The organism is Candidatus Poribacteria bacterium (assembly GCA_021295755.1).
In the GTDB taxonomy this organism is placed as follows: Bacteria; Poribacteria; WGA-4E; order WGA-4E; family PCPOR2b; genus PCPOR2b.
This window is the reverse complement of record JAGWBT010000041.1, coordinates 1-380: the sequence shown is the minus strand read 5'-3', so window position 1 is coordinate 380 and position 380 is coordinate 1. Positions and strand designations below refer to the sequence as shown.

1 protein-coding gene is annotated in these 380 nt (G+C 51.3%); it reads left to right on the top strand.

Annotation, left to right across the window (positions count from 1 at the left end; genetic code table 11):
* On the top strand, nucleotides 1-380 hold a 380-nt coding region (locus J4G02_07940), incomplete at both ends, for a hypothetical protein (protein ID MCE2394504.1).

Below are 380 nucleotides of genomic sequence, written 5' to 3'. Positions count from 1 at the left end.
ACCATTGCGAGAACCCCGCCGTTTTTCTACTCGAACACAGTGATGGGTTTAGGTCAGCGATGTTGATGTTGAACGGCTACATCAGTGACTTCGCCTATGCGGGGCAGATTAACGGCGAAATTCAAGGTGTCCAGTTTCGTCTACAAGGTGGGGGTCCTCACGCACATTTTAGTTATCTCAGCCTAAACATCGAAGAGATGTTCCTCACAGGGATTCCCCAATATCCAGTTGAGCGGACGCTGTTGACGACCGGTGTGTTGGACGCGGCGATGCGTTCTAGGTATCAGGGATATATCCGCATAGAAACGCCACACTTGGCAGATCTCTCTTATCGTTCTTACGAGCAGCTGCCGATTCGACCGATGGTACCGGAACCCAGT